A 14818-nucleotide genomic window follows, 5' to 3' on the forward strand; every position below is an offset into this window, starting at 1 on the left:
GGTACGCCAAATGTTGCAACCAAAGCGTACGAAGTTCCGCAAGCAAATGACTGGTCACAACCGTGGCCTGGCATTGCGCGGTAGCAAAGTCAGCTTCGGCGAGTTCGCGCTGAAGTCTGTTGCTCGTGGTCGTCTCACCGCTCGTCAGATCGAGTCAGCGCGTCGTGCACTGACCCGTCACGTTAAACGTGGCGGCAAGATCTGGATCCGTGTATTCCCGGACAAGCCTATTTCCAAAAAGCCACTCGAAGTTCGGATGGGTAAAGGTAAGGGTAACGTGGAATACTGGGTTGCCCAGATTCAGCCAGGCAAAGTCCTGTATGAAATCGAGGGTGTTTCTGAAGAGCTGGCGCGTGAGGCTTTCGCCCTGGCTGCTGCAAAGCTGCCGCTCGCCACCTCCTTTGTTAAACGGACGGTGATGTGATGAAAGCGAATGAACTTCGTGAAAAATCCGCACAGCAGCTGAACGAGCAACTGCTCGGCCTGCTGCGCGACCAGTTCAATCTGCGTATGCAGAAAGCAACTGGCCAGTTGGGGCAGTCTCATCTGCTCTCGCAAGTTAAGCGTGACATCGCTCGCGTGAAGACTGTGCTCAACCAGCAGGCAGGTAAGTAATCATGGCTGAAGCCGAAAAAACTGTCCGTACGCTGACTGGCCGTGTTGTCAGCGACAAGATGGACAAAACCATCACCGTTCTGATCGAGCGTCGCGTTAAGCACCCGATCTACGGTAAATACGTTAAGCGTTCGACTAAGCTGCACGCGCACGACGAAACCAATCAGTGCCACATCGGCGACAAAGTCACTATTCGTGAAACTCGTCCTTTGGCCAAGACCAAGTCTTGGGCGCTGGTTGATGTTCTCGAACGCGCTGTGGAAGTCTAAGGACTAGGGGTCGGAGAAATTATATGATTCAGACTCAATCCATGCTCGATGTGGCCGATAACAGCGGCGCTCGCCGCGTTATGTGCATCAAGGTGCTGGGTGGCTCCCATCGTCGTTACGCTGGTATCGGTGACATCATCAAAGTTACCGTGAAGGAAGCAATTCCTCGCGGTAAGGTGAAAAAAGGCCAAGTGATGACTGCTGTTGTAGTCCGCACTCGTCACGGCGTTCGCCGTGCAGATGGCTCCATTATCCGCTTTGATGGCAACGCTGCTGTTCTTCTGAACAACAAGCAAGAGCCGATCGGCACCCGTATCTTTGGGCCAGTGACCCGTGAACTTCGTACTGAGAAGTTCATGAAGATCGTCTCGCTCGCCCCAGAAGTGCTGTAAGGAGATCCGACATGCAAAAGATTCGTCGTGACGACGAGATCATCGTGATCGCCGGCAAAGACAAAGGTAAGCGCGGTAAGGTGCTGAAGGTTCTTGCTGATGACCGTCTGGTCGTTGGTGGTCTGAACCTGGTCAAGCGTCATACCAAGCCTAACCCGATGTCGGGCGTACAGGGCGGTATCGTCGAGAAAGAAGCGCCACTGCACGCTTCCAACGTCGCCATCTTCAACGGCGAAACCAACAAGGCTGACCGCGTTGGTTTCAAAGTAGAAGACGGTAAGAAAATTCGTGTCTTCAAGTCGACCCAAAAAGCGGTTGATGCTTGAACACTGCTAGGTAGAAGACCATGGCACGACTAAAAGAGATTTACCGGAAGGAAATCGCACCGAAACTTAAGGAAGAACTTAAGCTTTCGAACGTGATGGAAGTTCCGCGCGTTACCAAAATCACCCTGAACATGGGTCTGGGCGAAGCGATCGGCGACAAAAAAGTCATCGAGCACGCTGTTGCTGACCTGGAAAAGATCACCGGCCAGAAAGTCGTTGTGACCTACGCTCGGAAATCCATCGCTGGCTTTAAAGTCCGTGAAGGTTGGCCGATCGGCGTCAAAGTGACCCTGCGCCGTGAGCGTATGTACGAGTTCCTGGATCGTCTGCTGTCGATCTCCCTGCCTCGGGTTCGCGACTTCCGCGGCCTGAATGCCAAGTCCTTCGATGGTCGTGGTAACTACAGCATGGGCGTTAAAGAGCAGATCATCTTCCCGGAAATCGACTACGACAAGATCGATGCTCTCCGCGGTCTGGACATTACCCTGACCACCACTGCCAAGAACGATGATGAAGGTCGCGCCCTGTTGCGTGCTTTCAAATTCCCGTTCCGCAACTGATTGGAGTAGGAAAATGGCCAAGATGAGCATGAAAAACCGCGAGCTGAAGCGTCAGCTCACGGTTGCCAAGTACGCCAAAAAGCGTGCAGCACTGAAAGCTATCATCGTTGATCTGAACGCAAGTCCAGAAGCGCGTTGGGAAGCTACAGTAGCCCTGCAGAAGCAGCCACGTGACGCAAGCGCTTCGCGCATGCGTAACCGCTGCCGCCTGACCGGTCGTCCACACGGCGTTTACCGCAAGTTCGGCCTTGGCCGTAACAAACTGCGTGAAGCTGCAATGCGTGGTGACGTACCTGGTCTGGTTAAAGCCAGCTGGTAAGCACTGTCGAAGTCTCGGTGTTCGGGGTCGCAAGATCCTGACCATCGGTGACCTTGAACTTGAATCAAGCCCCTATTGGGGCTTGATTCATTTGTGGGGTGTGTCTAGAATACCCGGCTCGCCTGAGCCCGTGTTTTTTTGCGCGGATGTACTCGGCGACACGTAGTAGCCGCAAGGCTAATTTTTTGTGTATTAGGAGCGTCTAGCCCATGAGTATGCAGGACCCGTTAGCGGACATGCTAACTCGAATCCGTAATGCCCAGATGGCTGAAAAGTCCGTCGTAAGCATGCCATCTTCTACTTTGAAGGTAGCTGTTGCCAAAGTCCTGAAGGACGAAGGTTACATTGCGGGTTATCAGATCAGCAGCGAAATCAAGCCACTGCTGTCCATCGAGCTGAAGTACTTCGAAGGCCGTCCGGTCATCGAGGAAGTGAAGCGCGTTAGCCGTCCAGGCCTGCGTCAGTACAAGTCCGTCGATGATCTGCCAAAAGTTCGTGGCGGTCTCGGTGTGTCTATCGTCTCCACCAACAAAGGTGTGATGACGGATCGTGCTGCGCGCGCTGCCGGTGTCGGCGGCGAAGTTCTTTGCACTGTGTTCTAAGGGGGGATAAGCATGTCACGCGTCGCTAAGAACCCCGTTAAGCTGCCAGCCGGTGTCGAAGTCAAATTCGCAGGCCAACAGCTTTCGGTGAAGGGTGCCAAGGGCACTCTCGAACTGAACATCCATTCGTCCGTTGAGATCGTTGAAGAGGCTGGTGAGCTGCGTTTCGCTGCTCGCAATGGCGATCAACAAACTCGCGCAATGGCTGGTACCACTCGTGCGTTGGTAAACAACATGGTCCAAGGCGTAAGCCAAGGCTTCGAGCGTAAGCTCCAGCTGGTCGGTGTTGGTTACAAAGCGCAAGCAAAAGGCACAGTGCTGAACCTGGCTCTTGGCTTCTCGCACCCAGTGGATTATGAACTGCCGGAAGGCATCACCGCTGAGACTCCTAGCCAGACCGATATCCTGATCAAGGGCATCGACAAGCAGCTGGTAGGTCAAGTGGCCGCCGAGATCCGCGACTTCCGTCCACCAGAGCCGTACAAAGGCAAAGGTGTGCGCTACGCGGACGAAGTCGTCCGTCGTAAAGAAGCCAAGAAGAAGTAGGGCATAGCAAATGACCGACAAAAAAGTTACTCGACTGCGTCGCGCTCGCAAAGCACGCCTGAAAATGCACGAACTCGAAGTCGTGCGTCTCTGCGTGTTCCGCTCGTCGCAGCACATCTACGCCCAGGTCATTTCGGCCGACGGCAACAAAGTCCTGGCAAGTGCCTCGACTTTGGATAAAGAACTGCGTGATGGTGCCACCGGCAACATCGACGCGGCCACTAAGGTTGGCCAGCTGGTCGCTACGCGTGCTAAAGCCGCTGGCGTCTCGCAGGTGGCTTTCGACCGCTCTGGCTTCAAGTACCACGGCCGCGTCAAGGCGCTGGCTGATGCTGCTCGTGAAGCTGGGCTGGAGTTCTAAGTTATGTCAAATAACGACCAAAAGCGCGACGAAGGCTACATCGAGAAGCTGGTTCAAGTTAACCGCGTAGCCAAAACCGTTAAAGGCGGCCGTATCTTCACTTTCACCGCGTTGACCGTGGTTGGTGATGGTAAAGGGCGCGTTGGCTTCGGCCGTGGCAAGTCGCGTGAAGTGCCTGCTGCGATCCAGAAGGCAATGGAAGCTGCTCGCCGCAACATGATCCAGGTTGATCTGAACGGCACCACTCTGCAGTACGCAATGAAGTCCGCCCACGGCGCTTCGAAGGTGTACATGCAGCCTGCTTCTGAAGGTACCGGTATCATCGCTGGCGGCGCTATGCGTGCTGTCCTCGAAGTTGCTGGCGTTCAGAACGTTCTGGCCAAGTGCTACGGCTCGACTAACCCGGTAAACGTGGTTCACGCCACTTTCAAGGGTTTGAAAGCAATGCAGTCTCCTGAATCCATTGCCGCCAAGCGTGGCAAAAGCGTCAAGGAGATCTTCTGATCATGGCTACCGTTAAAGTTACGCTGATCAAAAGCATGACCGGCCGCATCCCTAACCACAAACTGTGCGTTAAGGGTCTGGGTCTGCGTCGCATCGGTCACACTGTAGAAGTCCAGGATACTCCCGAGAATCGCGGGATGATCAACAAGGCTTACTACATGCTGCGTGTCGAGGGTTAATCGATGAAACTCAATGATCTGAGTCCAGCGCCGGGTTCCCGTCGCGAAAAGCATCGTCCGGGCCGTGGTATCGGTAGCGGTTTGGGTAAGACTGGTGGCCGTGGTCACAAAGGTCAAACCTCCCGCTCCGGTGGCACCATTGCTCCAGGCTTTGAAGGCGGTCAACAGCCGCTGCATCGTCGCCTGCCGAAGTTTGGTTTCGTTTCCCTGAAAGCCATGGACCGCGCAGAAGTGCGTCTGTCCGAGCTGGCTAAAGTGGAAGGCGACATCGTCACCGTGCAGTCCCTGAAAGATGCCAACGTGATCAACGTCAACGTTCAGCGTGTGAAAATCATGCTGTCCGGCGAAGTTACTCGCGCTGTCACCATCGGAAAGGGAATCGGCGCCACCAAAGGTGCGCGTGCGGCTATCGAAGCAGCTGGCGGCAAGTTCGAGGAATAAATGGCTAAGCAAGGTGCTCTCTCTGCGCTCGGCAAAGGCGGTATGTCTGAACTCTGGGCTCGTCTGCGTTTTCTGTTCCTGGCGATTATCGTCTACCGAATAGGCGCACACATCCCGGTTCCAGGTATCAACCCGGACCGACTCGCGGACCTGTTTCGACAGAATGAGGGGACCATTCTTAGCTTGTTCAACATGTTTTCCGGCGGCGCGCTGGAGCGGATGAGTATCTTTGCACTGGGGATCATGCCGTACATTTCGGCATCGATCATCATGCAACTGATGACCGCCGTCAGCCCGCAGCTGGAACAGTTGAAGAAGGAAGGTGAAGCTGGCCGTCGCAAGATCAGCCAGTACACCCGCTACGGCACTGTCGTCCTCGCTCTCGTCCAGGCTATTGGCATGTCCATTGGTCTGGCGGGGCAGGGCGTTGCGTTCACTGGTGACTTTGGCTTCCATTTCGTCGCGGTATCCACTTTTGTGGCTGGTGCGATGTTCATGATGTGGCTGGGTGAGCAGATTACTGAGCGTGGTGTTGGCAACGGTATCTCGATGTTGATTTTTTCGGGTATCGTCGCCGGTCTTCCGAGAGCGATCGGGCAGTCTTTCGAGTCTGCACGTCAGGGTGATATCAACATCTTCGCCCTGGTTGCCATCGGTTTGCTGGCAGTAGCGATTATCGGTTTCGTGGTGTTCATTGAGCGTGGCCAGCGTCGTATTGCTGTTCACTACGCCAAGCGTCAGCAGGGCCGTAAGGTCTTCGCTGCTCAAACTAGCCACTTGCCGCTGAAGGTGAACATGGCCGGTGTTATTCCGGCTATTTTCGCGAGCAGCATTTTGCTGTTCCCGGCTTCGTTGGGTGCCTGGTTCGGTCAGTCTGAAGGTATGGGCTGGTTGCAGGACATCTCGCAGTCGATCGCTCCTGGTCAGCCGTTGAATATTCTGCTGTTTAGTGCAGGGATTATTTTCTTCTGCTTCTTCTATACGGCGTTGATGTTCAATCCGAAAGACGTAGCGGAAAACCTGAAGAAGTCCGGTGCCTTTATTCCGGGCATCCGTCCAGGTGAGCAGTCTGCGCGCTACATTGATGGCGTTCTGACTCGCTTGACCATGTTCGGTGCTCTTTACATGACGGCCGTCTGCCTGTTGCCCCAGTTCCTGGTGGTTGCAGCAAACGTACCGTTCTACCTTGGCGGGACCTCGTTGCTGATCGTGGTCGTGGTTGTGATGGACTTCATGTCCCAAGTACAATCGCACCTCGTTTCGCACCAGTACGAATCCCTGATGAAGAAAGCCAACCTGAAGGGTTACGGCAGCGGCATGTTGCGCTGAGTACCCATAAGGTTCGAGGAGTTGGTGATGAAAGTTCGTGCATCGGTGAAAAAGCTGTGCCGTAACTGCAAGATTATTCGCCGCGAAGGTGTTGTTCGAGTAATTTGCAGCGCGGAACCGCGTCACAAACAGCGCCAAGGCTGAGTGTGATTGTGCTTCAAGCCCGGCAGCTAGTGCGCTGCCGGGTTGATTATTTGTTATTACAGCGATATTATCTCGCGCCCTATTTCTTGGCTTCCGGGGCGTAGGTAGCTGTCAATTGGAGTCCCACTGAATGGCCCGTATTGCAGGCGTTAACATTCCAGATAACAAGCATACTGTTATCTCGCTGACCTACATCTATGGTGTTGGTCGCACTACTGCACAGAAAATTTGTGCAGTGACTGGGGTAAACCCAGCGGCAAAGATCAAAGATCTGAGCGACGAGCAGATTGAACAGCTGCGTGGCGAAGTGGCGAAGTTCACCACTGAAGGTGACCTGCGTCGCGAAATCAACATGAAAATCAAGCGTTTGATGGACCTCGGTTGCTATCGCGGTCTGCGTCATCGTCGTGGTCTGCCAGTACGCGGTCAGCGTACCAAGACCAACGCGCGTACCCGTAAAGGTCCGCGTAAGCCGATCCGCAAGTAATCGCCCCAGCGAATCGACAGGAAATTAATCATGGCAAAACCTGCTGCTCGTCCTCGTAAAAAAGTTAAAAAGACAGTGGTTGATGGCATCGCCCACATCCATGCTTCTTTTAACAACACCATCGTGACCATCACCGACCGTCAAGGTAACGCTCTTTCCTGGGCTACCTCCGGTGGTTCGGGTTTCCGCGGTTCCCGCAAGTCCACCCCGTTCGCTGCTCAAGTAGCTGCTGAACGTGCTGGTCAAGCTGCGCTGGAATACGGCCTGAAAAACCTCGACGTTAACGTCAAAGGTCCAGGTCCAGGTCGTGAATCCGCAGTCCGCGCTTTGAACGGCTGTGGCTACAAGATCGCCAGCATCACCGACGTGACGCCAATCCCGCACAACGGGTGCCGTCCGCCGAAGAAGCGCCGCGTGTAATCCAGGAGATTGTAAAGAATGGCTCGTTACATTGGTCCAAAATGCAAACTCGCTCGTCGCGAAGGCACCGATCTCTTTCTGAAGAGCGGCGTGCGCGCGATCGAATCGAAGTGCAACATCGAAGCAGCACCTGGTATCCACGGCCAACGCCGCGGTCGCCAGTCCGACTACGGCACCCAACTGCGTGAAAAGCAGAAGGTCCGTCGTATCTACGGCGTTCTCGAGCGTCAATTCAGCGGCTACTACAAAGAAGCTGCTGGCAAGAAAGGCGCAACTGGCGAAAACCTGTTGCAACTGCTCGAATGCCGTCTGGACAACGTTGTATACCGTATGGGTTTTGGCTCTACTCGTGCCGAATCCCGTCAGCTGGTATCGCACAAGTCGATCAGCGTTAACGGTCAGACCGTAAACGTTCCGTCCTACCAGGTTCGTGCTGGTGACGTGGTCGCAGTTCGCGAGAAAGCAAAGAACCAACTTCGCATTGTCCAAGCTCTCGATCTGTGTGCCCAACGTGGCCGCGTAGAATGGGTAGAAGTAGACACTGAGAAGAAGTCGGGCGTTTTCAAGAACGTTCCTGCTCGCAGTGATCTGTCCGCCGACATCAACGAAAGCCTGATTGTCGAGCTCTACTCCAAGTAAGGGCTAGAAAATAGGTGCATCCATGCAGATTTCGGTAAATGAGTTCCTGACACCCCGCCATATTGATGTGCAGGTTGTCAGTCCAACCCGCGCCAAGATCACACTCGAGCCTCTCGAGCGTGGTTTTGGCCACACCCTGGGCAACGCGCTGCGCCGCATCCTGTTGTCCTCAATGCCCGGCTGTGCAGTAGTCGAGGCCGAGATTGACGGTGTGCTCCACGAGTACAGCGCCATCGAAGGTGTACAGGAAGACGTAATTGAAATCCTGTTGAACCTTAAAGGTCTGGCTATCAAGCTGCACGGTCGAGACGAAGTTACGCTGACCTTGTCGAAGAAGGGTTCGGGGGTGGTTACCGCTGCCGATATTCAGCTGGATCATGATGTCGAGATCGTTAACCCCGATCACGTAATCGCTAACCTGGCGTCTAACGGCGCCCTGAACATGAAGCTCACCGTAGCTCGTGGTCGTGGTTATGAACCGGCAGACTCGCGTCAGAGCGATGAAGACGAAAGCCGCAGCATCGGTCGCTTGCAGCTTGACTCTTCGTTCAGCCCGGTTCGCCGTATCGCATACGTGGTGGAAAACGCCCGTGTCGAACAGCGTACTAACCTGGACAAGCTGGTTATTGATCTGGAAACCAACGGTACCCTGGATCCTGAAGAGGCTATCCGCCGTGCTGCAACCATTCTGCAACAGCAGTTGGCTGCGTTCGTCGATCTCAAAGGTGACAGTGAGCCAGTGGTTGTCGAGCAGGAAGACGAGATCGATCCGATCCTGCTTCGCCCGGTTGACGATCTGGAACTGACTGTACGTTCGGCTAACTGCCTTAAGGCGGAAAACATCTACTACATCGGCGACCTGATTCAGCGTACCGAAGTAGAGCTGTTGAAGACTCCGAACCTTGGCAAGAAATCCTTGACTGAAATCAAGGACGTTCTGGCCTCCCGCGGTCTGTCCCTCGGCATGCGCCTCGACAACTGGCCGCCTGCAAGTCTTAAGAAGGACGACAAGGCGACTGCCTGATCGTCGTAATCACCGAACGTTGTGTTTGGTAAGGAATGAACCATGCGTCATCGTAAAAGTGGTCGTCACCTGAGCCGCACCAGCTCGCACCGCAAGGCCATGTTTCAAAACATGGCGGTGTCGCTGTTCGAGCACGAGCTGATCAAAACTACACTGCCAAAAGCCAAAGAACTGCGCCGCGTTGCTGAGCCGCTGATCACTTTGGCCAAGACAGACAGCCTGGCTAACCGCCGTCTGGCTTTCGACCGTACTCGTTCGAAAGCTATCGTTGGTAAGCTCTTCAACGACCTGGGCAAGCGTTACGCTACCCGTGAGGGTGGCTACCTGCGCATCCTCAAGTGCGGTTTCCGCGCTGGCGACAACGCGCCTATGGCGTACGTCGAGTTGGTTGATCGTGCTGTCGGCGGTGAAGCTGTATCCGCTGAGTAAGACGTCAGTCTGAAACAAAGAACCGGGCCTAGTGCCCGGTTTTTTGTGCCTGCAAGAAATGCGCTCTGCGTACAAGCTTCAAACCCTTCCCTATAGGCACTATATGCTTGGGTTGATCATTAGTAATTTTCTATTGATGTCTGCAAATTAATGAATTTGTGACTGTCATGTTGATGATCAATACTTCCCACCAAGCCGATTTAGCCGGCAGTTCAAGACTGACAGAGGAAGAGATCGCATGAGCCAAAACAAAACACTTACGACCGCCAGTGGCGCTCCTGTCGCCGACAACCAGAATTCCCGCTCCGCCGGCCCTCGTGGCCCTCTGCTGCTCGACGATTTCCACCTGATCGAGAAGCTTGCCCACTTCAACCGTGAAAACATCCCGGAGCGTCGCGTACACGCCAAAGGCTCGGGTGCTTACGGCACGTTCACTGTGACTCGCGATATCACTCAATACACCAGTGCCAAGCTGTTTGAGTCTGTCGGCAAACAAACCCCGACCTTCCTGCGATTCTCCACCGTGGGTGGCGAGCGCGGCTCGGCTGACACCGAGCGTGATCCACGTGGTTTTGCCCTGAAGTTCTACACCGAGGAAGGCAACTGGGACATCGTCGGCAACAACACGCCGGTGTTCTTCATCCGTGATCCGCTGAAATTCCCTGACTTTATCCACACCCAGAAGCGTCTGCCGCAAAGCAACCTGAAAAGCGCGCAGATGATGTGGGATTTCTGGTCGCATTCGCCTGAGGCGCTGCACCAGGTCACTATCCTGTTTTCGGATCGCGGCATCCCTGACGGTTACCGTCACATGCACGGCTTCGGCAGCCACACCTACAGCTTGATCAACGCCAATGGCGAGCGTCACTGGGTGAAGTGGCACTATAAAACCAAGCAAGGGATCAAGAACCTCGCTCCGGCAGAAGCGGCGCGCCTGGCCGGCACCGATCCGGATTACGCACAACGTGACCTGTTCGGCGCCATTGAGCGCGGTGACTTCCCGAAATGGAGTGTCAACATTCAGATCATGACCGAGGCTCAGGCCTCGACTCACTATGAGAACCCGTTTGACGTGACCAAGACCTGGTCGCAGAAAGAGTTCCCGTTGATCGAAGTGGGCGAGCTTGAGCTCAACCGCAATCCGCTGAACTACTTCGCTGAAGTCGAGCAGGCCGCGTTCGGTCCGAGCAACATGGTCCCAGGCGTCGGCCTGTCACCTGACCGCATGCTGCAGGGGCGTGTGTTCGCTTACGCGGATGCCCACCGGTACCGTGTGGGCACCAATCACCAGCAGCTGCCAGTGAATGCACCTCGCAGTCCGGTCAACACTTACCAGCGCGATGGTTCGATGGCGTTTGGCAGTAATGGCGGTGCGGTGCCGAACTACGAGCCGAACAGCTACGTTGAATCACCGAAACAGGCACCGCACTACGCAGAACCTGCCTTGGCCTTGAGCGGCGCGGCTGACCGTTACGATCATCGCGAAGATACCGACTACTACAGTCACGCGGGTGCGCTGTTCCGTCTGATGAACGATGAGCAGAAAGCGCTGCTGATCAACAACATTGCCGGTGCAATGGCTGGGGTTTCCGGCGACGTGGTTGATCGTCAGCTACAGCATTTCTTCAAGGCCGATCCGGCTTATGGAGAAGGCATCGCGAAGGCGTTGGGCGTACAGCTTAACGAAGTCTAAACGATAAGCAGAACCGCCCTCATTAGGGCGGTTTTTTGCGTTATTTGAACCCATTTTCTCAGAATATCTTCGCTTTTATTGCGGCGGGCGAGTGACCTTCAGGTCAGGTTGGTTCAAACTACAGACTTTCAAGCAGGGAGATGTAGGGCGATGCAAGGTCACCCAGACGTAATCGATTACCTCAACACGTTGCTGACAGGCGAACTGGCAGCGCGTGATCAATATTTCATCCATTCGCGGATGTACGAGGACTGGGGGTTCACCGAGCTCTACGAACGTATCAACCACGAGATGGAAGAAGAGGCTCAGCACGCTGATGCGCTGATGCGTCGGATCCTGATGCTCGAAGGTACGCCGCGCATGCGTCCGGACGATCTCGATGTCGGCACCACCGTGCCGGACATGCTCGCCGCTGACCTGCGTCTGGAATATAAAGTTCGTGCAGCTCTGTGCAAAGGCATCGAGCTTTGCGAGCGGCACAAGGACTATGTCACCCGCGAGATCTTGCGCATTCAGCTGAACGACACCGAGGAAGATCACACCTATTGGCTGGAGAAACAGCTGGGTTTGATCAAGTTGATCGGATTGGAGAATTACCTGCAATCGCAGTTCTGATTTTTAGGCCGACGACGCACAAAAAAGCCCCTGTCACCGACAAAGTGACAGGGGCTTTTTCATGGGCCTGATTCAGGCCTTGTCGCGAGCCAGCAGTGGTTTGAGGTAGTAGCCAGTGTGAGACTGCTTCATCTCGGACACGTCTTCCGGCGTGCCGACGGCAATAATCTGGCCGCCCTTGGAGCCGCCTTCCGGCCCCAGGTCCACCAACCAGTCGGCGGTCTTGATCACATCCAGGTTGTGTTCGATCACCACCACGGTATTGCCATGGTCGCGCAAGCGATGCAAAACATCGAGCAGTTGCTGGATATCCGCAAAGTGCAGGCCGGTAGTTGGCTCATCGAGGATATACAGGGTCTTGCCGGTATCGCGCTTGGACAGCTCGCGGGACAGTTTCACCCGCTGGGCTTCACCGCCCGACAGCGTCGTCGCCGATTGTCCCAGCTTGATGTACGAAAGGCCTACGTCCATCAGCGTCTGAAGCTTGCGCGCCAAGGCCGGAACTGCGTCGAAGAACACCCGGGCTTCCTCGATGGTCATCTCGAGGGTTTCGTGGATGCTCTTGCCCTTGTATTTGATCTCAAGGGTTTCGCGGTTGTAGCGCTTGCTCTTGCAGACGTCGCACGGGACATAGATGTCCGGCAGGAAGTGCATCTCCACTTTGATCAGGCCATCGCCCTGGCAGGCTTCACAGCGTCCGCCCTTCACGTTGAAGGAGAAACGCCCCGGCCCGTAACCGCGGGAGCGCGATTCCGGTACGCCGGCGAACAACTCGCGAATTGGCGTGAACAAGCCGGTGTAGGTCGCCGGGTTGGAGCGCGGTGTGCGACCGATCGGGCTCTGATCGATGTCGACGACTTTATCCAGGTGCTCAAGGCCCTTGATGCTGTCGTGAGCCGCCGCTTCCAGGGTCGTTGCCCCGTTGAGTGCGGTAGCGCTCAAGGGAAACAACGTGTTGTTGATCAGCGTCGATTTGCCCGAGCCGGACACGCCGGTCACGCAGGTCAGCAGGCCGATTGGAATCTCCAGATCGACATTGCGCAAATTGTTACCGCGAGCACCCTTGAGGGACAGCGATAGCTTCTTGTTACGGGGTGTGCGTTTGGCTGGAACGGCGATCTTCACCCGGCCCGACAAATACTTGCCGGTCAGCGAATCAGGGTGAGCCATGACTTCGTCCGGCGTACCTTCGGCAACGATATGTCCACCGTGCACACCTGCGCCCGGGCCAATGTCCACCACATAGTCAGCCAGACGAATCGCGTCTTCGTCGTGCTCGACCACGATGACCGTGTTGCCTATGTCACGCAGGTGCTTGAGGGTGCCGAGCAATCGGTCATTGTCTCGCTGGTGCAGGCCAATTGACGGTTCATCGAGGATGTACAGAACCCCCACCAGGCCGGCGCCAATCTGACTGGCCAGGCGAATGCGCTGGGCCTCACCGCCGGACAGCGTGTCGGCACTGCGATCCAGTGACAGATAGTCCAGGCCTACGTTGACCAGAAACTGCAGGCGTTCGCGGATTTCCTTGAGGATCTTGTCGGCAATTTCGCCACGGCGGCCGGTCAGCTTCAGCACGCCGAAGTATTCGCAGGCATCGCCGATCGGCAAGTTGGTCACCGCCGGCAAGGTCTTCTCGCCAACCCACACGTGTCGCGCCTCGCGACGCAGACGGGTGCCACGGCAATCCGGGCAAGGCTGGGTGCTGAGGAATTTGGCCAGTTCTTCGCGGACTGAAGCCGATTCGGTTTCGCGGTAGCGGCGTTCCAGGTTCGGCACGATGCCTTCGAACGGGTGCGAGCGTTTGACGATATCGCCGCGGTCGTTCAGGTACTTGAAGTCGACGTTCTGCGAGCCACTGCCGTGCAGGATGAATTTCTGTTGATCGGCCGGCAGTTCGTTGAACGGCACTTCGAGGCTGAACTTGTAGTGGGCGGCCAGCGAGCCAAGCATCTGGAAGTAATAGACGTTGCGCCGGTCCCAGCCGCGGATCGCGCCTTCGGCCAGGGTCAGTTCACCGTTCACCAATCGTTTGGTGTCGAAGAACTGTTTAACCCCCAGGCCATCGCAGGTCGGGCAGGCGCCGGCCGGGTTGTTGAAGGAAAACAGCTTGGGTTCCAGCTCGCTGATGGCGTGGCCACAGATCGGGCAGGCGAAGCGTGCGGAGAAGATGATTTCTTCGCCGGGCTCGTCGTCCATTGGCGCCACCAGAGCGATGCCGTCCGCCAGTTTCAGCGCGGTCTCGAACGATTCGGCCAGGCGCTGTTGCAGATCGGCGCGGACCTTGAAGCGGTCGACCACGACGTCGATCGAGTGCTTCTTCTGTTTATCCAGCTTCGGCAACTCGTCCAGCTCACAGAGCTTGCCGTTGACCCGGGCCCGCACAAAGCCCTGGGCGCGCAGTTCTTCGAAGACCGAGAGGTGTTCGCCCTTGCGCTCGCGGATTACCGGAGCCAACAGCATCAGTTTGCTGCCTTCCGGTTGCGCCAGCACCAGGTCGACCATCTGGCTGACGGTCTGGGCTTCCAGCGGAATGTCGTGGTCCGGGCAGCGCGGAATACCGACGCGAGCGTAGAGCAGGCGCAGGTAATCGTAGATTTCGGTAATGGTGCCAACCGTCGAGCGCGGGTTGTGCGAGGTCGACTTCTGTTCGATGGAGATCGCTGGCGACAGACCTTCGATGGTGTCGACGTCAGGCTTTTCCATCATCGACAGGAATTGCCGGGCGTAGGCCGACAGCGATTCGACATAGCGGCGCTGGCCTTCGGCGTACAGCGTGTCGAAGGCCAGGGACGACTTGCCGGATCCGGACAGGCCGGTGATGACGATCAGTTTGTCCCGTGGCAGGGTCAGGTCGATGTTCTTCAGGTTGTGGGTTCGGGCCCCACGAATCAGGATCTTGTCCAAAGTGGCCTCGCTCGGCG

23 protein-coding genes are annotated in these 14818 nt (G+C 55.9%); 22 read left to right on the plus strand and 1 reads right to left on the minus strand.

What is annotated here, in order from left to right; translation table 11 throughout:
* The first annotated feature begins 10 nt into the window (after positions 1-10).
* The 22 genes from rplP to bfr all read left to right on the plus strand — a co-directional run bounded on the left by rplP (position 11) and on the right by bfr (position 11894).
* Positions 11-424: a 50S ribosomal protein L16 gene (rplP, locus tag AC07VO_RS17630; RefSeq protein ID WP_003228729.1), complete on the plus strand. Its 414-nt coding sequence runs from the start codon at positions 11-13 to the stop codon at positions 422-424.
* Positions 424-615 (plus strand): 50S ribosomal protein L29, encoded by a 192-nt coding sequence (gene rpmC / locus AC07VO_RS17635; RefSeq protein ID WP_002555481.1) that lies wholly within the window; start codon positions 424-426, stop codon positions 613-615. Before rplP ends, rpmC begins: the two co-directional genes overlap by 1 nt.
* 2 nt (positions 616-617) lie before the next feature.
* Positions 618-884 carry a 30S ribosomal protein S17 gene (gene rpsQ, locus AC07VO_RS17640; protein ID WP_003176419.1) on the plus strand — a complete coding sequence of 89 codons (267 nt, stop codon included), beginning with the start codon at positions 618-620 and terminating at the stop codon, positions 882-884.
* 23 nt (positions 885-907) lie between these two features.
* Positions 908-1276: a 50S ribosomal protein L14 gene (gene rplN / locus AC07VO_RS17645; RefSeq protein WP_002555479.1), complete on the plus strand. Its 369-nt coding sequence runs from the start codon at positions 908-910 to the stop codon at positions 1274-1276.
* 11 nt (positions 1277-1287) lie between these two features.
* Positions 1288-1602 (plus strand): 50S ribosomal protein L24, encoded by a 315-nt coding sequence (gene rplX / locus AC07VO_RS17650; protein ID WP_007896770.1) that lies wholly within the window; start codon positions 1288-1290, stop codon positions 1600-1602.
* 20 nt (positions 1603-1622) lie between these two features.
* Positions 1623-2162: a 50S ribosomal protein L5 gene (gene rplE / locus AC07VO_RS17655; RefSeq protein ID WP_003210069.1), complete on the plus strand. Its 540-nt coding sequence runs from the start codon at positions 1623-1625 to the stop codon at positions 2160-2162.
* A gap of 13 nt (positions 2163-2175) precedes the next feature.
* Positions 2176-2481 carry a 30S ribosomal protein S14 gene (gene rpsN / locus AC07VO_RS17660; RefSeq protein WP_003176414.1) on the plus strand — a complete coding sequence of 102 codons (306 nt, stop codon included), beginning with the start codon at positions 2176-2178 and terminating at the stop codon, positions 2479-2481.
* Between the two features lie 209 nt (positions 2482-2690).
* Complete coding sequence (rpsH, locus tag AC07VO_RS17665; protein ID WP_003186040.1) at positions 2691-3083, plus strand: 30S ribosomal protein S8; 393 nt, start codon at positions 2691-2693, stop codon at positions 3081-3083.
* 12 nt (positions 3084-3095) lie between these two features.
* A complete protein-coding gene (gene rplF, locus AC07VO_RS17670; RefSeq protein ID WP_003176412.1) occupies positions 3096-3629 on the plus strand; it encodes a 50S ribosomal protein L6 in 534 nt (177 codons plus the stop codon).
* A 10-nt stretch (positions 3630-3639) separates the two neighbouring features.
* On the plus strand, positions 3640-3990 hold the full coding sequence (gene rplR / locus AC07VO_RS17675) for a 50S ribosomal protein L18 (protein WP_003186037.1): 351 nt from the start codon (positions 3640-3642) through the stop codon (positions 3988-3990).
* A gap of 3 nt (positions 3991-3993) precedes the next feature.
* A complete protein-coding gene (gene rpsE / locus AC07VO_RS17680; protein ID WP_003186035.1) occupies positions 3994-4494 on the plus strand; it encodes a 30S ribosomal protein S5 in 501 nt (166 codons plus the stop codon).
* A 2-nt stretch (positions 4495-4496) separates the two neighbouring features.
* Positions 4497-4673 (plus strand): 50S ribosomal protein L30, encoded by a 177-nt coding sequence (gene rpmD / locus AC07VO_RS17685; protein ID WP_003176408.1) that lies wholly within the window; start codon positions 4497-4499, stop codon positions 4671-4673.
* A gap of 3 nt (positions 4674-4676) precedes the next feature.
* Positions 4677-5114, plus strand: a complete 438-nt coding sequence (gene rplO / locus AC07VO_RS17690) for a 50S ribosomal protein L15 (protein WP_003228720.1) — start codon at positions 4677-4679, stop codon at positions 5112-5114.
* A complete protein-coding gene (secY, locus tag AC07VO_RS17695) occupies positions 5115-6443 on the plus strand; it encodes a preprotein translocase subunit SecY (RefSeq protein WP_003228718.1) in 1329 nt (442 codons plus the stop codon).
* Between the two features lie 27 nt (positions 6444-6470).
* On the plus strand, positions 6471-6587 hold the full coding sequence (gene rpmJ / locus AC07VO_RS17700; protein ID WP_002555468.1) for a 50S ribosomal protein L36: 117 nt from the start codon (positions 6471-6473) through the stop codon (positions 6585-6587).
* A gap of 130 nt (positions 6588-6717) precedes the next feature.
* Positions 6718-7074: a 30S ribosomal protein S13 gene (rpsM, locus tag AC07VO_RS17705; protein ID WP_003186020.1), complete on the plus strand. Its 357-nt coding sequence runs from the start codon at positions 6718-6720 to the stop codon at positions 7072-7074.
* A gap of 30 nt (positions 7075-7104) precedes the next feature.
* Positions 7105-7494 (plus strand): 30S ribosomal protein S11, encoded by a 390-nt coding sequence (gene rpsK, locus AC07VO_RS17710; protein ID WP_002555466.1) that lies wholly within the window; start codon positions 7105-7107, stop codon positions 7492-7494.
* An 18-nt stretch (positions 7495-7512) separates the two neighbouring features.
* A complete protein-coding gene (gene rpsD, locus AC07VO_RS17715; RefSeq protein ID WP_003176404.1) occupies positions 7513-8133 on the plus strand; it encodes a 30S ribosomal protein S4 in 621 nt (206 codons plus the stop codon).
* Between the two features lie 22 nt (positions 8134-8155).
* Positions 8156-9157 (plus strand): DNA-directed RNA polymerase subunit alpha, encoded by a 1002-nt coding sequence (locus AC07VO_RS17720; RefSeq protein WP_003186012.1) that lies wholly within the window; start codon positions 8156-8158, stop codon positions 9155-9157.
* A 42-nt stretch (positions 9158-9199) separates the two neighbouring features.
* Positions 9200-9586: a 50S ribosomal protein L17 gene (gene rplQ / locus AC07VO_RS17725; RefSeq protein ID WP_007924175.1), complete on the plus strand. Its 387-nt coding sequence runs from the start codon at positions 9200-9202 to the stop codon at positions 9584-9586.
* Positions 9587-9824: 238 nt separating this feature from the next.
* A complete protein-coding gene (locus AC07VO_RS17730) occupies positions 9825-11279 on the plus strand; it encodes a catalase (protein ID WP_086945158.1) in 1455 nt (484 codons plus the stop codon).
* Between the two features lie 150 nt (positions 11280-11429).
* Positions 11430-11894, plus strand: a complete 465-nt coding sequence (bfr, locus tag AC07VO_RS17735) for a bacterioferritin (protein ID WP_018925657.1) — start codon at positions 11430-11432, stop codon at positions 11892-11894.
* Between the two features lie 72 nt (positions 11895-11966).
* Here bfr and uvrA read toward each other — a convergent pair whose 3' ends face one another.
* On the minus strand, positions 11967-14801 hold the full coding sequence (uvrA, locus tag AC07VO_RS17740; protein ID WP_018925658.1) for an excinuclease ABC subunit UvrA: 2835 nt from the start codon (positions 14799-14801) through the stop codon (positions 11967-11969).
* Between the last annotated feature and the right edge of the window lie 17 nt (positions 14802-14818).

The sequence above is a fragment of the Pseudomonas sp. GW821-FHT03E01 genome (genome assembly GCF_059420765.1).